17 protein-coding genes are annotated in these 18,134 nt (G+C 53.9%); 3 read left to right on the top strand and 14 right to left on the bottom strand.

The window, feature by feature from the left end; translation table 11 throughout:
* Both LMTR3_RS16615 and LMTR3_RS36520 read left to right on the top strand, forming a co-directional pair.
* Positions 1-508, top strand: a 508-nt coding sequence (locus LMTR3_RS16615; RefSeq protein WP_141686654.1) for an NAD-dependent epimerase/dehydratase family protein, incomplete at its 5' end; no start/stop codon positions are given.
* 209 nt (positions 509-717) lie between these two features.
* The gene (locus tag LMTR3_RS36520) at positions 718-1,653 is read left to right on the top strand and encodes an NAD-dependent epimerase/dehydratase family protein (RefSeq protein WP_084029666.1); all 936 of its coding nucleotides are present in this window, start codon (positions 718-720) and stop codon (positions 1,651-1,653) included.
* Positions 1,654-1,710: 57 nt separating this feature from the next.
* On the opposite strand, the gene LMTR3_RS16605 is transcribed toward LMTR3_RS36520, so the two are convergent.
* The 6 genes from LMTR3_RS16605 to LMTR3_RS39815 all read right to left on the bottom strand — a co-directional run bounded on the left by LMTR3_RS16605 (position 1,711) and on the right by LMTR3_RS39815 (position 7,673).
* Positions 1,711-2,880, bottom strand: a complete 1,170-nt coding sequence (locus LMTR3_RS16605) for a glycosyltransferase family 4 protein (RefSeq protein ID WP_245319913.1) — start codon at positions 2,878-2,880, stop codon at positions 1,711-1,713.
* Positions 2,877-3,806 carry an NAD-dependent epimerase/dehydratase family protein gene (locus LMTR3_RS16600; protein ID WP_065746158.1) on the bottom strand — a complete coding sequence of 310 codons (930 nt, stop codon included), beginning with the start codon at positions 3,804-3,806 and terminating at the stop codon, positions 2,877-2,879. Before LMTR3_RS16600 ends, LMTR3_RS16605 begins: the two co-directional genes overlap by 4 nt.
* Positions 3,807-4,017: 211 nt before the next feature.
* Entirely contained in the window at positions 4,018-4,875 is an 858-nt protein-coding gene (locus LMTR3_RS16595; protein WP_065746155.1) for a class I SAM-dependent methyltransferase, read from the bottom strand.
* A 254-nt stretch (positions 4,876-5,129) separates the two neighbouring features.
* Positions 5,130-6,002: a class I SAM-dependent methyltransferase gene (locus LMTR3_RS36515; protein WP_141686653.1), complete on the bottom strand. Its 873-nt coding sequence runs from the start codon at positions 6,000-6,002 to the stop codon at positions 5,130-5,132.
* Positions 6,003-6,033: 31 nt separating this feature from the next.
* Complete coding sequence (locus LMTR3_RS16590; protein ID WP_065746154.1) at positions 6,034-7,101, bottom strand: glycosyltransferase family protein; 1,068 nt, start codon at positions 7,099-7,101, stop codon at positions 6,034-6,036.
* A gap of 17 nt (positions 7,102-7,118) precedes the next feature.
* Positions 7,119-7,673 (bottom strand): acyltransferase, encoded by a 555-nt coding sequence (locus tag LMTR3_RS39815; protein WP_283809301.1) that lies wholly within the window; start codon positions 7,671-7,673, stop codon positions 7,119-7,121.
* A 248-nt stretch (positions 7,674-7,921) separates the two neighbouring features.
* Between LMTR3_RS39815 and LMTR3_RS16585 the strand changes: the two genes are divergently transcribed.
* Positions 7,922-8,635: a class I SAM-dependent methyltransferase gene (locus tag LMTR3_RS16585; protein WP_065746153.1), complete on the top strand. Its 714-nt coding sequence runs from the start codon at positions 7,922-7,924 to the stop codon at positions 8,633-8,635.
* A gap of 3 nt (positions 8,636-8,638) precedes the next feature.
* On the opposite strand, the gene LMTR3_RS16580 is transcribed toward LMTR3_RS16585, so the two are convergent.
* The 8 genes from LMTR3_RS16580 to LMTR3_RS16545 all read right to left on the bottom strand — a co-directional run bounded on the left by LMTR3_RS16580 (position 8,639) and on the right by LMTR3_RS16545 (position 16,592).
* Positions 8,639-9,994 (bottom strand): oligosaccharide repeat unit polymerase, encoded by a 1,356-nt coding sequence (locus LMTR3_RS16580; RefSeq protein WP_065746152.1) that lies wholly within the window; start codon positions 9,992-9,994, stop codon positions 8,639-8,641.
* Entirely contained in the window at positions 9,991-11,115 is a 1,125-nt protein-coding gene (locus LMTR3_RS16575) for an N-acetyl sugar amidotransferase (protein ID WP_065746151.1), read from the bottom strand. The genes LMTR3_RS16580 and LMTR3_RS16575 overlap by 4 nt, the downstream gene beginning before the upstream one ends.
* Complete coding sequence (locus tag LMTR3_RS16570; RefSeq protein ID WP_245319911.1) at positions 11,115-11,864, bottom strand: HisA/HisF-related TIM barrel protein; 750 nt, start codon at positions 11,862-11,864, stop codon at positions 11,115-11,117. The genes LMTR3_RS16575 and LMTR3_RS16570 overlap by 1 nt, the downstream gene beginning before the upstream one ends.
* 20 nt (positions 11,865-11,884) lie before the next feature.
* Entirely contained in the window at positions 11,885-12,499 is a 615-nt protein-coding gene (gene hisH, locus LMTR3_RS16565; RefSeq protein WP_065746149.1) for an imidazole glycerol phosphate synthase subunit HisH, read from the bottom strand.
* Positions 12,496-13,854, bottom strand: a complete 1,359-nt coding sequence (locus LMTR3_RS16560; protein ID WP_065746148.1) for an oligosaccharide flippase family protein — start codon at positions 13,852-13,854, stop codon at positions 12,496-12,498. Before LMTR3_RS16560 ends, hisH begins: the two co-directional genes overlap by 4 nt.
* Before the next feature lie 75 nt (positions 13,855-13,929).
* The gene (locus tag LMTR3_RS16555) at positions 13,930-15,030 is read right to left on the bottom strand and encodes a DegT/DnrJ/EryC1/StrS family aminotransferase (RefSeq protein ID WP_065746147.1); all 1,101 of its coding nucleotides are present in this window, start codon (positions 15,028-15,030) and stop codon (positions 13,930-13,932) included.
* Between the two features lie 39 nt (positions 15,031-15,069).
* Positions 15,070-15,534: an acyltransferase gene (locus LMTR3_RS16550; protein ID WP_065746146.1), complete on the bottom strand. Its 465-nt coding sequence runs from the start codon at positions 15,532-15,534 to the stop codon at positions 15,070-15,072.
* The gene (locus LMTR3_RS16545; protein WP_065746145.1) at positions 15,531-16,592 is read right to left on the bottom strand and encodes a Gfo/Idh/MocA family protein; all 1,062 of its coding nucleotides are present in this window, start codon (positions 16,590-16,592) and stop codon (positions 15,531-15,533) included. The genes LMTR3_RS16550 and LMTR3_RS16545 overlap by 4 nt, the downstream gene beginning before the upstream one ends.
* Positions 16,593-18,134: the final 1,542 nt, after the last annotated feature.

The following is an 18,134-nucleotide window of genomic DNA, read 5'->3' as shown; positions in this document are numbered from 1 at the left end:
GCTGGTGGAGGCCTATCGCAGCCAGTACGGCGCCGACTTCATCAATGTGATGCCGACCAATCTCTACGGCCGCGGCGACAATTATCATCCCGAATACAGCCATGTCGTCGCCGCTCTGATCCGCCGCTTTCACGAAGCCAAGGTTGCCGGTGCCGACAAAGTCGTGGTCTGGGGCACCGGCACGCCGCGCCGCGAATTCCTCCACGTCGACGACCTTGCCGATGCCTGCATCCACTTGATGAAGGCCTATTCGGATCGCGAACTGGTCAATATCGGCACCGGCGAGGACATCACGATCGCCGATTTCGCCCGCGTGGTCGCGGCGACCGTCGGCTATACCGGGGCGATCGGTTTTGATGCCTCGCGCCCGGACGGTACCCCGCGAAAATTGCTCGACGTCAGCCGTCTGGCCAAACTCGGCTGGCGCGCCAGCACGAAGCTCGAGGACGGCATCCGGCTCGCCTACCAGGCTTATCTCAGTGAAATCGGTGAGCCAGCCGAGTGTTAGCCGTCGTCAATCGAGCGAAGCTCCAAGCACGCCGCTCTTGCCCAGTTGGCGCACATCTCCATCTGTCGGAAAGTCAACAAGTAAGAACGGGTGTTTTCGATGGTCCTCATGAGGCTCACGGCGTTCCAGCCAGAAAATGGCTATGCTCTCTGATTTAGCATCAGCGTCGCAAATGGCGAGACGCCGCTTCAGAAAGAGATGAGAACAGAATGGAAGACGGTCGACTTGTTGTCTTGCTAACGGGTGCGAATGGCTTCGTAGGCCAGAATCTTGCCCCCGTGTTGAAACGTAACGGCATGATCGTTAGACAAGCTGTGCGAAAGCCCTCGCCCGACGCAACTTCGATAATGATCGGCAATATCGGTCCCCACACCAACTGGGCAGAAGCGCTCGCCGGTGTCGATGCGGTGGTGCATTTGGCAGCCCGAGTTCATCACCCGCGCGAAGAGCATGCTGCAGACGTTTACCAATCTATCAATACCGATGGCACGTTGCACCTTGCCCGGTGCGCAGCGGAAGCGGGCGTTAGCCATTTTGTTTACCTGAGCACAGTCCTCGTTAATGGGAGCAGCACTGACGGTCGACCTCCCTTTCGTGAGAATGACCTCTTGACGCCGCGCGGAGTCTACGGAGCATCGAAAGCTGCCGCAGAAGCAGGCCTTGAAGCTATGGTGAGGGATACAAGCATGAATTTTACGGTCATTCGCCCGCCACTGATTTACGGCGCAGGCGCTCTCGGTAATTTTAAACTGTTGGCTGCGGCGGTCAATAGAGGGGTCCCGCTGCCATTCGGTTGTATCCATAATCGGCGTGCGTTTCTAAGCGTCGCAAACTTGGCATCGTTTATAGTGCACCGACTTACCCATCAGCACCGTGGGTTCGAAGTATTCTTAGTGGCCGATGAGGAACAAATTTCAACACCGGAATTTGTTCGACGGATCGACAGAGTTTTAGGCAAGAAATCGCGCATCGTGCCTTTTCCATTGTTTGCACTCAACGCATTGTTCAGGATCAGCGATCGTTCTGAGGCCTACGATAGTGTAGCGGCATCGCTGGAGATAGACATGTCCAAAGCTCTGGAGACCGGATGGCGGCCACCGCTTAGTCTTGACGAAGGTCTTCGGAATGCTCTTGCGCTACCCTAGTTTTCAGGCGCAATTGACCCGTTCGCGATGACCGCCGTCGGGATAAGCCCCACTAAGTCAACCACAGCGCTGTCTTGCGCATTGGACTGTAGCTACGAAGTCCGATGCAAACGAAGCCACGCGAGCGTGGACATCCGGCAAGAGATTTCTGATCAATGTAGGTTCAGAATTCTGCGATAGCTTCGCAAGATGATCGGCGAGTGATAAAGGGTCATCGACATCGAAATAGTGAGCTTTGCCACCTGCTTGTTCACGATGTACGTCAATGCTCGACAAGACCATTGGCACGCCAAATGACTTTGCCTCCTCCACCGTAGTACTCCAACCCTCGAATCGGGACGGATTGAGCAGAGCAGTGCTAGCCCGAAGCAGCGCATAGACCTCAGCCAATGGAATCATACCCAAGTATCTGAATTCTTGCTCATGCCCTCGGTCGACCACTTGTTGCATAATCTTATCAACGAGTTGCGGCTCGTTTGGATCAGGCGCTCCGGACGCCGCCACAACGACACGCTTGCCACTACTTGAGAGTAGTGCAAGCGCATCGATTACAACTTGGTGGTTCTTGTGACGCCAGAATTGATTTGGAAGATAGAAATAGTTTGGCGGCAGTTCGTATTTTCGAGCGACTTCAACCGGATCCACTTTCAAGAGCTCGGGAGCAGGCTCGCTCGCGAACTTCACAACGGCCGTTCTTCCTTTTGCATTGGGATAGCTTTTTAGGCAATCTCGCTCTGCGCTCTCGCTGCTGAGCATGATCGTCCGGCCCGACATAATCTGCAACCGAAACCCAATGTCCCGGCGCCATCGAGCTCGCGTGGAAAACAGATGTGGAAGTGCCAGATGCTGCATGTCTGGAATCCACGCGATGCTTGGGTAATGGGTAGACCAGCCAAAGAAGCGCGCCGCCTCGAAAACCGCATCAATTTGTTTCCGTCGAAACGCCGAGGCCGCCGCGAAGTCCTGCCCAAAACATATCGGAGCGATAGGCCGCAATGCTCCTCGATCGAATGCACCTGATTGTAGGATTTCGACGTCTGGAATTCGACCAAGCGCTTCGAGATCAGAGAAATCGTCGCGCTCGCCGGCGAACACTACAGGCGTGATCGCGCCCGGACAGTGCTGGCGCAGGGCGGCAAATAAATTTCGCTGATAGTTGTATCCTCCGGCCCAGCGTTGGCGGGAAATCATGGTGAAGGCGAGACGAAGTGGGCGACCGTTGCTCAAGCAATGTCGCCCTTAAACCAGTGGACGTAATCGGCGATACCTCGCGACAGCGGAATTTCCCATGCGAAGGGCAAAGCTCGAACCTTCGCACCATCCGCAACGAGGCTGAAGGGGTCGCCGGGCCGAACCACGCCTGAGAAACGTACGCTAGCCTGCTCACCCCAGCTTTTTGTCAGGATGTCGGCAACCTGGGCGACCGTCGTACCCGAACCGCTCCCCCCGTTGATCACCAGAAAGTTTTCGTGTTGCGGCAGTCGGGCCAAATTCGAAAGAAGCCTAACCACGTCGCGCACCTCGACCCAATCGCGCACTTCGTCTCCCGTTCCGCCGAGTACGAGTTCGCGCTCGCCTCTCCGCAGGCGTGAGCACATATCCCACAGGAGCTGCTTGCGAAGAGACACGCCATAGACCGAAAACAGGCGGACCACGATTGTCCGCAGTCCAAAATCAGCTGCGTAGCTCCTACACAGCTGCTCCATCATCAGCTTATGGTGCCCATAAGGTGACAGAGGCCGTGGTTCGGCCTCTTCTCGTATGATTCTGGGGTGGTCCACGCCGTAGACAGCTGCACTGGAGGCGACAACCAACCGGCAATTTGGGGCGGAGTGTCGCATCCACTCGACCAGGCGCGCCGTGCTGTTAACGGTGCGAGAAAAATCCTCAAACGGTTGTGCGATCGATAGCCCGACCGAAGACCCGCCGGCCAGATGGAAGATCGTCGACGGCAGCCCAGATCGCTCCGCAAGCGCGGTGAGATTGGCCGCGTCGATCTCACCGTTCAACCAATTCACCAGCCCGACGCGAAGCTTTTCGGGGTCCGCGATCGCGCCATGGCCGATGCCATGAACGCGATGGCCCTGGGTTCCAAGCTCTCGAACGAGATGCCGGCCGATGAAACCGTTTGCACCCGTGACCCATACCGTCATGATATCGCCTGATGGCGAATAGGCGAGTATGCGCATCTTCGTCGATTTTTGAAGTAGTCAGGCGACAAGAATAGCCATGCCGCAAGTGCCCGCGAAGATATATCGCCGAAAGAAATGCAGCTTTGCCACCCAAAAGAGAATGAAACAGAAGCCAATCGACGAACTGCCCAGCCTGGGCCATGTTGCTTTCGGTATGATCCAATGCAGCTACTCATCGACGCTCCATAGTAAAGTTTCGTGCAGGCACAGCGACAAACAAATTCCAGCCATAAAGGCCACGAAAGACCGGCTTGGTTTTCTTGTCGAGTCGATCAAGCGCCGCCATGCGGTTTCCGCTGCAAACCCTCGCGGATAGTTCGGCGGCATCCACTTTCACGTTCAACTTTCGAAGTATTCTGCCGGCAAACGTTAACGGTAGCTGTACCAACGCAGCGACCGTGTTTACGAAGAAGCCGATTTCCAGTTCATGCTGGAGAACCTCGTATCCGGCACTAACGATGATTTGTTTCCATTTTCCCGGAGAGTTGCGCTGGAGATGCGGCTCGCCCGGTCGCATAGAACGCTTGGTTGCACGGGCAAGCAGAAGGTCAAAACGGAAGGCCAGCTCAAACAGCGTGCGGCCATTGGGGACCGTTATAAGAATTTTGCCATCATCCGTTATACATGAATTGATCATGCGCAATACTGCTCCTGGATCCTCAAGATGCTCGAGGGCATCAAAACACGTGACCAGAGCAAACTTTTGACCGCGGATCTTGGCGAGGGCATCTTCTAAATCGCGAGCGCCGATGAGTTTATGTGAAGTTCCGTTCGCGGGCCATTCGTAGCCACTCTTATAAACCGACATTAGCTCCTGATCGATGTCGACTGACGTTACGTTGAACCCTCGACAAGCAAGATCGAAGCTTTCCCGCAGTGATCCTGCGCCGAAATCGAGGGCATCACTGCCGGCGGGAATTGTGGCAATCACCTCCGAAAAGATAGTCCATCGGTAATCGATGCCACGGGTGTTGCATCCCTCAATCTTGGAAACGTCAGCTGTGCGATCAAACGTCTTGATCAGCGCCATGGGTCAACCACAAATTGCTTCCACCAGCATCTGCACGAGGGCCTAAGGTAAGGAAAAGCAGCTTCTCACTATTTCTTTCTTCACGCGACCGGCTTCGGCCGAGTTCGACCTAACAAAGCCGACGGTCTTGAGCTCCTTAGCCACCGGCCTACCAGCTGAGCAAGGCGGAACCAAACAGGCCCGGCATCCTGTTACGGCCGAAACCACTTGGCTCGGGATATCTAGGATAGGATCCATTAACCTCTACCTCGACATCAGGAAACACCCCCTAGGGCTGGCTCTTTATGTGCGACAAACGAGTATAGCCGGCCAGGCCGGTTGTCGAAATGTTCTGCCACCGACAGCAATGTTCCAAATACCGCATTTGACCCAAGCATAGCGCGCCATAGCGGCCCCGCCGGTATTTTTCTGGAGAGCTTCGTGACGATAGCTTTCCGCAACGTTTCTACCGTGTAGGGGAACAAATTGATCGGACTTGTCAGCGGGGACAAAACCACTAGCCGAGCAAAGCCTGCGCCTTCCAATGCTTCAGTATAGCGCTTCAACAAAAATGCGTGCTCTCCGCCGTAAAGGTGGTGCAAAGGATGTTGTTCCAGAAATTTTTCGAGATCAAATTCTTTGCTGATGACATGTTCGCGCGCGGCAACAAAAAGCCCGCCGGGCTTGAGCACACGATGTATTTCCTGACATGTATTTTCCAGGCTCCTGGTGTGATGCAGCACTGCGCGTGCAAAAACGACATCGAATGAGGCGTCAGCAAAGGGCAGTTGCTCAGAAAATTCCTCAACAACATGAATTGGCAAATCTGAGTCCACGGCTAGTTTTCGGATTGCTGCGGCTCCGACTATCGAGCTAGGATCCGGTTCAAGAGCTGTCACTGCAAAACCTGTGCGCGCCAGCGCATAGCTGGCGATGCCACGGCCCGCGCCGACATCAAGCGCCTTACCAACTCTTCCATGCAATAGTCTCGAGATTGCTGCCCATTCCGCACAACCGAAATAGCGATCGGCTGCAGAAATCAGCGGATCGTCATAAAAGGCATCCAGCACCAACTGGCGTAGATCAGGTTGGTCGCGCAGCCAACAAACGGCATCTTCCCAACTTCCGAAGCGCTTTTTTGTCATCATCGCTCTAGAGATTGTCTCCCGGACAAGCCCACTATACCAGTTCCTGAAACCGCGCCCACTGCTTTTCCTTGCTATAGAGTTCCCGCACCATCGCGGTACCTGCAAGCGCAATCGACCTTGCGTAAGGAGGGTGCCGAAGCAGCCGTTCGATCAGTAGCGGAATTTGATCGGGGGAAGAGTATGTGACCATGGTTTCACCATCAATGAAACCCTCTGGATACGACCCCGAGTCGGTGAGCAATACGGCCCCGCAACCGACCGCCTCGAAGCATCGCATATTGCCTCTATCGCTACCTGCCATATCAACCGCTCCATTTAGCACGATCCTTGCCCGAGCGAAGGCCGCGTACAAATCACGTCCGTACAAGGGATCGGCACGTCGGGCGCGTATGTCGGGAGGATGCCGATGAGAACTTAGGCCAGGGAAGAACGGCGCCAGGTTAGCTAGTCGCGTCAAACGCGAATCCTCGAGATGAAAGCGTGCGAGGATCCCACGAGTACCCGCAGCCGCCCTTAGCGCCAAGCTGCGATTCTTGTGGTGTCGCGAAAAGCCCCCAACAAAAACAAGATCGAGTTCTTCATGGCGCGCTTCCGCGTAAGCGTTCATCGCCGGATCATGGGCCGGAGCGAAATACTCAGCTTTGCAACCCTTCTGACGCCAATCCTCTAGAATTGACGGAAAGTTGCAGACCACCAGATTGTACGCAGTTAGATCGACGCTGCCGGATGGAGCGGCGCGCCAGCATACCGTTGATTTCACACAGCCTGGCAGCTTTCGTAAAAATGTGCTGTCGTAGCGCATCGGGTCAAGATTATAGAAAACTTCGGTACGGTGATGCTCAATTTGAGCCAGCAATATCTGCTCCAAACTAAGCTTCCGCAGTCCCTGCTCGCTTGCCCACAGGTTTTGCAGATATTCATCATCGCCATTCGTGTAAAAAGCACTTTCGTCCCCCAAGAGGACGGGGGCTAAGATATGTACAGCCGCAAATCGGCTATCTAGAAAGTCAGACAATTGCAGCGAAAAACGGCGCATCTTCGTATTCGCCCGATTCTCTCGAAATCCACGAGACAATCCATTATTCTGAAACAGCCGCATCGAAAATGATCCAAAGTTTAAGAACGGCTGAGCACACGAACTACCCTGGCAGGATTCCCAACAGCCACAGAATAAGCGGGAACATCTCGGGTTACGACTGAACAAGCCCCTATGACCGCCCCTTCCCCAACGGTTACTCCCTTAAGGATACTTACGTTGAATCCGATCCATGCCTTATCGCAAATGGTTACTGGAGCATGGGCGATGTGGTCCCAATTTTTGCGGCCGTAGGCCCACGCACAAACATCATCCTTCCGCCATACCCATTCGAGGCTATGGGAATCGTGGTCAACTACAGTTATTCCCCATGACATAATCACATCGTCACCGATGTTGATGCTACGATAGCAAATCAAGCTGCTGCGACCCACGAACGTGCGGCTTCCAATCGTGATACTGCCGCCATTTTCCTCAAAAGTTATGTCGGCGTGAATAATCGACTTATCTCCGACCTTCAATCGATTACCTGAAATACGGCGAATTCGCCGCAATGCTAACGTCGTACCCTGGCCGATAGAAACAGCTTCCGAACTCCAGCTGCGCCAGCCTAGGATCAAATCGACTAGGTTCAAGATAAGGCGTCTCAGCATTACTTTCCCTCGAATCAATCATCCCCCTCTAGCGAGCGAGGCCTCTGAACCACCGTCATCCACTACACTCAAGGGATGTCGAACCCATCCGGAAAGCGCTCACCGTCCCTGCGGTGCCCTAGGCTCCGCAGGGAGATACACTTGTTGCGGCTGTCCAAGGCTTCACTCCCTATGCTATAGCATTCTAGCCGCGCAATAAAAGTAACCTTTTTCCCTAGGGATTGCTGACTATGAGTCAAAGTCTTGAGCTTCGCGCCTTCTACGAGGACTATTACAACGAAGCAGTTAGTCAGAAGCGGTCGATTGCTGCCAAGCAGACCGTCGACCATATCTTGAGCCTTTGCGGCACCGCATCTTTAGGAAAAGTCCTCGATGTTGGTGCCGGAGACGGGGCCGTCTTGGCAGAAATTGAAAGACGGACAATGACTACGGAACTGCATGCCGTCGAAATTTCAAGTTCAGGCATCGACCGCATTAGAGGTAGAAATCTCAAGGGCCTGAAATCTGTTCAAGAGTTTGACGGCTACAAATTACCCTTCGACGACGATACGTTCGACACAGCGCTCGCCGTTCATGTACTTGAACATGTGGAGCATGAGCGCATGTTCTTGCGGGAGCTCGCTCGGGTGTCTCGCATTTGTTATGTGGAAGTGCCTCTAGAACATACGTTTCGACTCCAGAGATCGATCCAGTTAAGCAGACCTTATGGCCACCTTAACTTTTATACCCTCGAAACTTTTGAGAACCTGCTTAGTACTGCAGGGTTATCTCCGCTTTCCGTTACTACTTTTTCTAACTCCGCAGATTACGAGATTTTTCTGAGTGGGCCCTTTCTAGGCAGGGCGAAACATTTCGTGCGAAGCTCCGCGTTAAAGTTGCTGCCGAGGCTTGCACCAGATCTTTTTGTATACCTTTGCGGAGCACTCTGCCAACGCAAACGATGACTGTTAAGTGGACTCCGACGTCGTAATCGCCTGCGGAGCACGATGGCGCGTGAAAACTTCTTGACCTCTTACAAGTATGATTGCGAGAAGCGGCGGCAAGACGAGCCCGCCTGACAACATCGACGTGGGCAGAGCAGATATCATGAGGTTGTAGACCCCGATAAAGACCGAAGCCAAGCCTGCCACCGCGGCCACCGTCTTGCCGGTCAACAGAAGTACATCGATTGCACGACAAAATACACCAATCGCGATGCTAAAGCCCACAACACCTAAGTAGGAGAAGTCAACCCAGGCATCCGCGATAAACATTGCGGTGGTGGTCGAGCCGGCGGCCGAACGCCAGAGCCGCGAGACGGTATTGAATGATGGCACGTATTCAAGCCCCCAGACACCTGCAATGGGGCGGATATTGCCCCCCCACATATGAGGGATTCGTTCGGGGAAGGCCGCAAAATATTCAAGTAACGCTGCATTTGAGACGTCGAATGCACGATAATAGAAGAAGTTCAACGTCCCGCTATGGTCGAGTTCAGGAATTGCAATGCGGATGCTCGGAAAAAAAATAGTCAAAGCGACGACTACGCCCGAGAGCGCAACGCGCCATCCAATGATGTTGCGAAATACCAAGTAGGCCGCAAGCAACAGCTGAATAACAAACAAGGCAAAAGGAGCCTTGCTAAGCGTTTCAACCTTTCCCAACACTGTTAGCGCCAGCAAAAAAGCCGTGCTTGCCAATAACGGCCACCAGCGCTGCGTCAATCCGGAGAGCGCTCCCAAAATAACCATCATTGGCGCTATCGAGGCGACGGCTAGGTTGTAGAGATAGACTTGGCTTCCGCCATATTGCTGACGGTAAGCTGCCTTGGCGGCCTCGTTGCCCGAGACCGAAAGAAATCCCGCGACGGTCGCAACATGATGCTCGCTGAGGGATATCCATGCCATGAATAGGACTAGAGCAACGATTGCGATCAGCAAGAGCCAAGGTCTAGACTCTCCGCCACTTCTTAGGGGTTGAAAATTCCAGTCTGAAATCACCTGCCGGAGCGCCCGCCCTGAACGAGGCGCCAGACGATCGACGAACTCAATACCTGCGATCACGCAGACAAACATGATTGCGATTGATAGATTCAATGATATGACCACGTCATCAAAATTCAAAGAGTTCGAAATCCGGAGATCGACAACCGAAATTGGCCTGCGCACTAGCATATAGATGAGATAAGCGGGCCCATAGACAAACAGAAGAAACCCGAGCAGCATCGACGACGCCGTGACATACAGCCTCAATCGGTAAACAAGATAGAGACCGGCTACGTATATCGCCAGCGCGGCACTCACGTAACTCGCGGAAACAATCATCGACGATTCCCAACGATTGCACGGAGTTTCTGATTCATCGTATAAAGCGCCTGACTGTTTGCGAAACGTTCGTGCGGCACAGCCGGCAGTGCAATCAAGCGCTCCAATTCGAGGGCGGTAATGCCAAGCTTCTTCGCCACGAACCGCTTATCACGCGCTGCCTGCTCCTTAGTTGTCAGAGGAATTCTGAGAGCCTGCAAAGCCTCCTCACGGGTCATCTGTCCGGAGACGATCAACGCCGAACAATGCAACCGTCGCTTGTCGAAGCCGTAACGCGCTGGGAGATAGATCTCCTGGTAGAATTTAGTAAACCGGCTTTCTTGATGCTTGCTGCCGTAGTCGACGAAGCCATAGGTCGTGACCAGTTCGCGCTTGGCGGACTCCTTATCATATGGCAGGTAGTTCAAGGGTTTCAGTATCTGAATTTGTTTTCGGATCCTGGCCAACCACAAAAACTCGAGTGAGCTGAGCATCGGGAATGTTTGGAGCGCGACCGCTCCATAGGCCCGATGAATAGCGCGGAGATTTCGCGCATCCATCGCCGGATATCCGCCTTCCGGAATGTGAACACTTTCGCTGCTAAAGTTCATTCCACCTAAAAAGTACTTCTGGCCGTATTTTCGGGCCAGACGGTACAACGCTGCAAAAAACGCATGATCCTGAGGCGCATCCTGATTCAGGACCGAAGCCTTGAGATAGGCGAGCTGCAGATCTCGCATTTCATGCCACTCAACCACATGCGTATGAAGATCAATGTCCAGCTTGCGAACAAGTAGCTCGATGTTGCGTACTGCAGCTTCCGTATTCCAACCGCCGTCGACATGAATTGCCAAGATACGCAAGTCAAAGTCGCGGCGAAGTATGTGCGCGACATATGCGCTGTCCACGCCGCCGCTCAGCCCGATAATGACGTCGTATGGCCTGTCTGCCATCTCCTGCTTGATGCGCTCGATAAGCGAATTTAGCCGAATCCGCCCTTCATTCGTCGGCCACCATTCATGCGGCTTTCGCGAAAGCGCTTCGCGACAGCAGATGCATTGCCCGTTCTCGTCAAACGTGACGCCCGGATTGCTATTGTCCATGACGCAGTATGAACAAACTTGATATCCGCTTGTTCGCATTACGAAGCCGCACCCGATTTCTTGAACAACTCATTGACATCTTGTGACGATGGATAGGTGATTAGCACCGCCCGCAACCGACCTATAAAAACGAAAGCACTGCCGGACGCGACGGCGCTTGCGCCCATCCGCAGCCCTTCTGCGAGGTGCGAGAGGTCCCCTGCTCCTCCCAGAGCGACGACAGGTACAGTGACCGCTTCAGAAACTGAAGAGACCAGACCGGCATCGTATCCATTTTGCGCGCCGTCTCTGTCAATATTCTGCAGAATGATCTCTCCTGCACCTGCTTGCTCGACAGCAATAGCTTGGGTGACAGGATCCGTGTTCGTCAAAGTACGTCCGCGGTCAAAAGCTACGCGCCAATGGTTGTCGACACGACGGCAATCGATGCACGCTGCGACAGCCTGAGATCCATAGCTATCTGCTAATGCTCGCACAGTTACTGAATCGCTGCTCGCTCGGCCAAGGACCACCTTCTCCACGCCCGCGGCGAAGATCGGTGCCGCGTCGGCAACTGACTTGATCCCACCGCCGTAGCTCAGAGGCATGAAACATTCACTAGCGAGCTCCGCAATGAACCCTAGATCGGACCGACGCTCTTCCACGCTCGCGTTGATATCAAGGACACAAATCTCATCGACCTCCTTTTCGTTCAAGATACGAACGACGTTGAAGGGATCACCGATATAGACCTCCTCACTGAAACGACGAGTTTTCACAAGCCGCTTACGGCTATCGAGCAACAGCACTGGTATTATGCGTGGCCTCATCAACGGCTTCTTTCGATGAAGTGGCCAAGCAATCTCATCCCAAAGCGATGGCTCTTCTCGGGATGAAACTGTACGCCATAAATGTTCTTGTGTTGGACAGCGGAAACAACTGGTCCACCAAACTGATGAATTCCAGCGATGTTGGATTGATGATCACATCGCATTTGATAGCTATGTGTGAAATAGAAACGCTGTTCGCTCCCGACATCGAACAATGTCGCTGAGGGAGAGCATTCAACGCCCGCCCACCCCATGAACGGAACCTTGAGGTTGAATGACGGTTCGGGCTGCATTCGCACAGTATCTCCCGCAATCCAACCGAGCCCTTTTGTTAAGCCTTCCTCACTTCGGCGCCCGAGCAACTGCATGCCGAGACACACCCCCAAAAGTGGTATTTCGCGCTCCAATACTGCCTGTTCTAGCGACGGAATGAGTCGGGAGCCTCGCAGGCGGTTCATCGCTGCATCGAAAGCTCCCACTCCTGGCAGCACTAGATGACTTGCATCTAGTATGCGGGAGCTCTCGTCTGCGATCCTCGCATCGTACCCGATGAACTCAAACATGTTAATGAGAGCGCTGAGGTTGCCAACGCCGTAGTTGATGATCGTGATCATTGCAATTCTTTCCGGACGATCAGCAAAGTGACAATCGTCATCGACATAGCGAAAGCGCCCCCGACAAGAAACACAACCGTCTGAGGCAGAAGCAGTGAGACCAGTGCTAAGAAAAAGTACGTGAATGCCCCAACCGCAGACGCCTCGCATAGCGACTTCACAAATGCTGAACGGGGCCAACCCGCGATACCGTAGCAGGTCCAGACGAACCCAATATAACTGACGACCAAAGCTGCGCTCTGCAAGAGAACCGCTAGCGCGAGGGGGCAACCGGTCGCAAGCGCCGCCCACAGGACACCAACAGAACTAAGGCCAGCCACCAGCTCGACCTTGAGATTCACATCCTGTCGTCCAGCAGCGTCCAATAGGCGGTCCATCCAATTGGTGACTGTGAACAACGCTGCGGGAAAAATGAGAACAGCCGCCAAATAGCCTGCACCCTGCCAGTGATCTCCGAGCACAAGATTGAAAAGTGCATCATTTCCGAAAGCGACAAGTCCAATCCAAGGACTGCACGCCACTAGCAGCCATTTCACGAAGCGATCCACGGCCCTGCCTTGCGCCAACAATCCCTCTGTCGCGGCACGGTGAAAAAAGACCGGTCTAAGCACAGAACTCGTAAGTCCTGACGGAAAATGAGTGAGACGCCAGGCTTGGCTATAGAGCCCAACCAGCGCCGGCGGGCTGAATGCTCCAATGATAAAAATCGGAGCGCGATCACGCACAAGCGAGAGCACTGTAAACGGAAGCGAGAACTGGGGAAAACGTCTATATTGGTTCAGAAGTTGCCACGTCTCGTAAAATGACCGCGATCTCCACACCGGCCGCTCAACTCCTGACGAGATACGCCAGACATAGAAAACAGTGGCAGCGGCCTGACCTGCAACACTTCCGACAATCAACCAAATTCCATGCCCCGACATTCCGCCCGCCAGCTGCACACCGTTTGTGATTATGGCGTTGAGAAGGACTGCGATCGAGATAGCCGCAAATGCACCATCGCGCATAAGCCAACTCTGAAAGACCACCGCCAAGCCGACCAACATAAGCCAGCTCCACCCCCAAATGGCCATCGTGCCATCAATTCCGGATAGACTGAACAATTCAATGGAAATGCTGATCAGGAAGGCGCAAATTATGCAACAAACAACAACCACGCCGACGGCTGCATAGAACAATGGGCTCGCTAGATCCAAGTCGCGTTCCAGCACTAACGCGAGGTCAAGCCTTAAAGAAACGAGCGAGCCTGCAATCATTGCCATTGCCTGCAGGGTGGCCCAGACCCCGAAATCCTGCGGCGTGTATAGCCGAAATAACACCGGTACCGTTGCTAGCGCGAGCGCTTGGGACAGCACTGGTCCTATCCCTGACGATACTAGACTTTGCCGAAGGCTATTTTTAGTCGCTTCTGCCAATGCGTTTCCTTGTAGTTAGGCAAAGGCATGAATGAGTTCAATAACCGTGTTCTGCTGATCTGCTGTTATCTCCGCGAACATCGGCAATGATAAAATCCTGCCTTGCTGACGATGTGAATTTGGGAACTGCTCCGGTCTATGATCAAAGCGCGAGTAAGCTTCAAGAAAGGGCAGCGCAACTGGATAGTTAATTGCAGTCTGCACACCGTTTGTCCTCAAGTGGTTAGCTAAGTCATCACGATGAGGATGCTGAATCGTATAAAGATGATAGACGTGGGTACGGTTAGAAGCGACGTACGGAATTTCGAGGTCTTTAATCTGATTGAGACCCGCGTCGTATATTGCAGCAGCACTCTGGCGTGCCCGCGTCCACTGCGGAAGATGGCGAAGTTTGGCAGACAAGATGGCGGCCTGTAGTCCGTCAAGGCGACTATTGATGCCTTCGATCTTGTGCTGGTGCTTTGTCAGTCCACCATGCCGACCCAACATTGCCATTCGCGCCGCAAGGCCGTCATCGCTCGTTACGACTGCCCCGGCATCCCCCATCGCCCCAAGATTCTTGCCCGGGTAGAAAGAATAGGTTGCCGCGTTACCAAACGTGCCTACCTGACGATCCTTGTAGCGAGCCATGTGGGACTGCGCGCAGTCTTCAATCACCCAAAGTTGGTGCTTGCGTGCGATGGCCATGATCGCATCCATATCAGCCGATTGCCCATAGAGATGGACCGGAATAATTCCTACCGTTCGGGGCGTGATAGCGCTTTCGATGGCTAGCGGATCGATGGTGAAGGTGCTGGCATCCGTATCACAAAATACAACGGTTCCGCCAGCATGTGTAATCATGGCAGAAGTGCTGATCCATGAGTGCGCCGTTGTAATGACTTCATCACCCTCTTTAACACCCAGCGCTGCCATAGCAATGAAAAGCGCATCTGTCCCGTTTGCGCAGGAAACGCAATGTTTAGCTTCCATCGCGGCCGCAAACGCGTCCTCGAACGCGTCTACATAAGGACCACGAATAAATGCGCTATCGCGAATAACCGCCGCGATCGCTGCATCGACCTCATCCTTGATAGTTTGATACTGAAGATGAAGATCCGCATATGGGACAGACATCAGAGAAATCCATAGTCCGCTTTTGTGGGTGAACAGGACTCATTTGCGCTCGAGCATACGCGCGGGATTGCCGACGTAGGTGCCGCTCTCTGTAATATTCTTCGTCACCACTGCACCAGCGCCGATCACAACATCATCGCAGATTTGAACCGGAAGAAGGGTTGCATTTGAGCCGATTGATACGCGGTTACCTATGTTAGTGGAGCGCCAGATTTCCCTCCGACCGCGCGCTGGACCGCCTATTGAGAACGTGTCATTGATGAACATCACGCCGTGACCGATAAAGCAATCCTCGCCGATCGAGACCATTTCGCAAATAAAGGCATGGGACTGAACCCGCGTTCTGGCTCCAATACGGGCAGTCTTCTGGATCTCAGTAAAGGGGCCAATAAAGCAATCGTCGCCAATGCTACACCCGTAAAGATTGCAAGGCTCGACGATCTTTACGCGCACGCCGAAAACTACATCCTTTACACCGACACGCTGGACACTCGACGCGGTCAAGGTAATGCTCCGAGTCGGCAAAGACGCGGGCTAAAACGCAATGTTACCTCTCGGCCGGTCTCAATCGACTCGTAGAGAGCTGATATCAATTCTAGACTCTTTCGACCTTGAAACCCGTCCACCAGGGCGGGACTCTGATTCTTCAAGCAATCAACAACGTGCTCATAGTAGGCTTGATGTCCGAAACCGTAAACGTTTGGAGGATTCACGGAATAGTTCTTCATAACTTCATTGTCAGATTCAGTTTCGTCCACAAAGCTCCAGTGCCGAATCTGATTGACCGCGAATCCCGCAATTTCGACCGCACCTTTTTCACCCATGATCGAAAGCGAACCCTCCAAATCCTTTGGTCTCAAGGCCGTAGTCGCTTCAATGATGCCTAGCGCACCATTGCGAAATTTTAGCGTTGCAATGGCGGTATCTTCAGCTTCGATTTTGACCAGCGCTGTTGTCGCGCGCGCATGCACGCTTACGACGTCGCCGAAAAACCACTCGAGCATATCGATGTGGTGGCTAGCCTGATTTGCAAGTACGCCGCCATCATAGGCCCAGGTACCCCGCCAGGCGTCTTGGTCGTAGTAAGACTGGTCTCGGCTCCAGCGAACTCTTACCGTACCTAAAACCAGCCGCCCGAACCTGCCTGCATCGAGAGCCTCACGGGCTTTCACCACGGGAACATTGAACCTGTTCTGCTTAACGACGAAAAGCTTGACGCCCGCGGCGTCGCACGCCTGGATCATCGCGTCCGCATCGTCCAGCCGCAACGCCATGGGTTTCTCGACAACCACGTGCTTCCCAGCTTTCGCAACTGAGATAGCATGAACCGGATGTAACCCGCTCGGCGTGAGTACCGACACAACGTCAATTTCGCGCTGGGCCAGCAACTCTTGGAGATCATAGTACGCCGGTACATTATATCGCGAGCCAATCGCATCCGCCCGTTCGCGATTTACGTCACAAACGCCGGCCAATTTTGCGCCGCTGATGCGGCCGCCGCCGAGCAAGTCCGAATGGCGCTTGGCTATGCGCCCGCACCCAAGCAGAGCAATCTTAATCATGGGCAGAGGGCCACATGCCTAGCGCGCTTGCCTGTAGCAAGACATATGCGAAATTCCGTCATGATGTAGCCCACATTCTTGAGTTGCACGGCGCAAGAGTGTTAGCTGTCTAACAGCTTACATTCGTTGGAGGCAAGGGAACTGATTCTCGACCCACCAATTTCCTCTGGCGACATTTCTCTTGTACCCACAATTGGTTAGAGGCTATGACGGGTCCCAGTATCCGCCGACTTAGTACCAGCTCAAGTTTCGACGGTCGAGCCTTTCCAACTCGGCGCGCGATGATCGGGGGAGCTGTAATCGCCGGTGTGGTTACAGCGTTGTCATATCGACCATCTCCCGACCGGCCCTGGACCCTACTTACGGATAAAGCTCCTTGGTCCCCGCGAGACGGAGCTGCACTGCTCGTGCACAACGATCGACTTTGGCTGTTCGGCGGATCGACCTCCGCCGATGAGCTGGACGCAGGTGATGGCTGGAGCTCAGTCGATGGAGTTGATTGGAGAAAGGAAGTTGATCGAGCCGTCTGGACACATTCGGGCCAGTCGATGAGCGTCTCGTTCGCGGGTCGCGTGTGGCGAATGGGGGGATTTGTGAAGAGGGAAGGCCGATTTGTTCCAATCGGCGAAATATGGTCGTCGGTCGACGGTCGAACTTGGACTCTCGCCACGACGGCTCCCGCATGGAAACCTCGTGGCGGTGGAGCGCTGGTTGTGCATGACGGAAAGCTGTGGCTTTTAGGTGGGACGCAGCACCCTCGAAATGAAGGCGACCAGCCAGCATTGAACGACGTCTGGTCAACTGAGAACGGTATTGATTGGAGGGAGGAGACAGCCAGTGCATCGTGGCAACCCCGCTCGTTTCACTCGGTAATAGCACACAACGGCCGACTTTGGCTGCTAGGAGGTGGTCTCTGGGGCAAGAAACCGAACCTTTACCGAGACGTATGGTCCAGCTGGGACGGCATCAATTGGAAGGAACATACGAATAAGGCTGCATGGTCCGGCCGTATTTGGGCAACGGCAGCATCCTACGAGGGACTCCTTTGGACTATGGGAGGTTTCGTTGCCTCGCCACGTGGCGGCGCAAATGATCTCTGGTATTCCGATGACGGCAGCGACTGGTATCCTTATTTGGCTAAACGGCCATGGCCATCCCGACTCGGGCACTCCTCTGTTGTTTTCAACAATCAATTATGGGTACTGGCTGGGTCCGATGGTTACTATTACGGCGACGTCTGGGCGCTAAGAACTGGCAAGGATGAGGTGTTCCCCGGGTCAAATCTGATCAGAACGCAAAAATGGCTTTACAGTACTTTCGCACGGTAACAGCCAAGATTGAAGCGCCTTCATGGCAACGCCGGTAGACGATAGCCAAGTCTGACGAGTCCGTTCTGTTTCGCTTCGCTTCAAGCTGTTTGAGATGCGATCGTCCCACGCGCCTCAATGTTGCATGAGCCTCTCGATACAACGTTCCGCGCCAAACTCGATGCTGGATCGTGTTGCCTCACTTCACGTGAGGCTCGCGTCATGCGGAGTATTG

Origin of the sequence: Bradyrhizobium sp. LMTR 3, from assembly GCF_001693485.1 — a bacterium.
GTDB lineage: Bacteria > Pseudomonadota > Alphaproteobacteria > Rhizobiales > Xanthobacteraceae > Bradyrhizobium.
Note: the sequence above shows the minus strand (reverse complement) of the source record. Positions and strands in the feature narration are given on the sequence as shown.

Coding starts and splice junctions, on each gene's coding strand:
- LMTR3_RS16600 (WP_065746158.1), bottom strand. CDS start 3,806: ATGACGGTATGGGTCACGGGTGCAAACGGTTTCATCGGCCGGCATCTC.
- LMTR3_RS16575 (WP_065746151.1), bottom strand. CDS start 11,115: ATGCGAACAAGCGGATATCAAGTTTGTTCATACTGCGTCATGGACAAT.
- LMTR3_RS16585 (WP_065746153.1), top strand. CDS start 7,922: ATGAGTCAAAGTCTTGAGCTTCGCGCCTTCTACGAGGACTATTACAAC.
- LMTR3_RS16595 (WP_065746155.1), bottom strand. CDS start 4,875: ATGGCGCTGATCAAGACGTTTGATCGCACAGCTGACGTTTCCAAGATT.
- LMTR3_RS16545 (WP_065746145.1), bottom strand. CDS start 16,592: ATGATTAAGATTGCTCTGCTTGGGTGCGGGCGCATAGCCAAGCGCCAT.
- LMTR3_RS16590 (WP_065746154.1), bottom strand. CDS start 7,101: ATGCGGCTGTTTCAGAATAATGGATTGTCTCGTGGATTTCGAGAGAAT.
- LMTR3_RS36520 (WP_084029666.1), top strand. CDS start 718: ATGGAAGACGGTCGACTTGTTGTCTTGCTAACGGGTGCGAATGGCTTC.
- LMTR3_RS16555 (WP_065746147.1), bottom strand. CDS start 15,030: ATGTCTGTCCCATATGCGGATCTTCATCTTCAGTATCAAACTATCAAG.
- hisH (WP_065746149.1), bottom strand. CDS start 12,499: ATGATCACGATCATCAACTACGGCGTTGGCAACCTCAGCGCTCTCATT.
- LMTR3_RS36515 (WP_141686653.1), bottom strand. CDS start 6,002: ATGATGACAAAAAAGCGCTTCGGAAGTTGGGAAGATGCCGTTTGTTGG.
- LMTR3_RS16580 (WP_065746152.1), bottom strand. CDS start 9,994: ATGATTGTTTCCGCGAGTTACGTGAGTGCCGCGCTGGCGATATACGTA.